The sequence below is a fragment of the Paenibacillus sp. P4_E11 genome, from assembly GCF_056401635.1.
The window spans coordinates 1-1,130 of sequence record NZ_JBFUIX010000532.1 but is presented as its reverse complement, the minus strand read 5'-3'; the positions used below and the strand labels follow the sequence as shown (position 1 = coordinate 1,130).

Annotated in this window: 1 protein-coding gene; it reads left to right on the top strand. The window is 47.1% G+C overall.

Annotation, left to right across the window (positions count from 1 at the left end; genetic code table 11):
- Positions 1-940, top strand: a 940-nt coding sequence (locus AC1DWB_RS35780; protein ID WP_477545811.1) for a response regulator transcription factor, incomplete at its 5' end; no start/stop codon positions are given.
- Positions 941-1,130: the final 190 nt, after the last annotated feature.

Here is a 1,130-nt window from a genome sequence, read left to right as displayed (position 1 = left end):
CTACTATATTGGGGATCACATGGTAAGATCGCTTTTATTCCAAAAGTTCACACCTTACTACGCTGAGGCGCTTACCTCATCCAATTGGGCGGAGGCGGAGCAATACTTGAAGGACCGCAGACAAGACCCTAAGGCACTGTGGCTTCCTTATGAACATCCGGATACGAAAGAACGATTCGAGTACATCATTACGAAGGAGGAAAGTTTATTCCCGCTCCAACACATTCATCTTCAGGAGTTGTATGAGCTGGAGCCCTCTATCGTGAAGCTAATGAGAGATCAGCAGGGAATGATTTGTGGGATGTCAGCCATTATTCCAATCCATACAGGGACTCTGGAGTACCTCTTGACGCAGCCTTTATCGTCGGCTTATTTTCAAAGTCTATCGGCGCAAAGATTGAAGGAATTACATGTTCCAAGGGAGAGCCCCGCGGGCTACTTCGTTAAGTCAATCGATGTCCCTGACTATTCTGATTTGACGATGAGGGTGGCAGCGGGATTAACCTTCATTTCGTTGCTCTTCTCCACCGGATTTGTCGTAGCTTCGCCGCCAGAGCTACCCATTTTGAGGGACATTCACTTGAGCCTGGGCTGCGAATGGGCTCCTAACGTTGTTCATAATGATTATGACAACCGGACTCCAACCCATGTATTCGTGTTCGACACGAGGGGGAATAAGCTGCAGGAGTACTTGAACAGAATGCTTGCGGCTTTCGGATTGCTAGAGCAAAGGGAACAGCAGGATGAGAGAATTTCTATGCTAACGGAGAGAGAGAACGACGTGGTTCAGTTGCTGGCGAAAGGCTGCTCGAATCAGGAAATTGCCGCTGGCCTGTATATTACAGAGGTAACGGTCAAGAAGCATYTGACCACTATCTTCCGTAAGCTGGGGGTGAAGAACAGRACWCARTTGATCAATCAATATTTGAAGAACAATTAGTCGGGAGCGGTGAAGAAGAAATGATAACCAACGGAGGTCATATATAACCTATGCCGGACGAGAAACCATTCAAGATAGATTCAAGTGATCGCTATACAACGGAGATTGACAAGATGGAACGTCATTACTTGGTTGGTCGGGAGAAGGAACTTGAGTTTTTCTTGGAGCAGCTCTCTACCGATAGCAACAC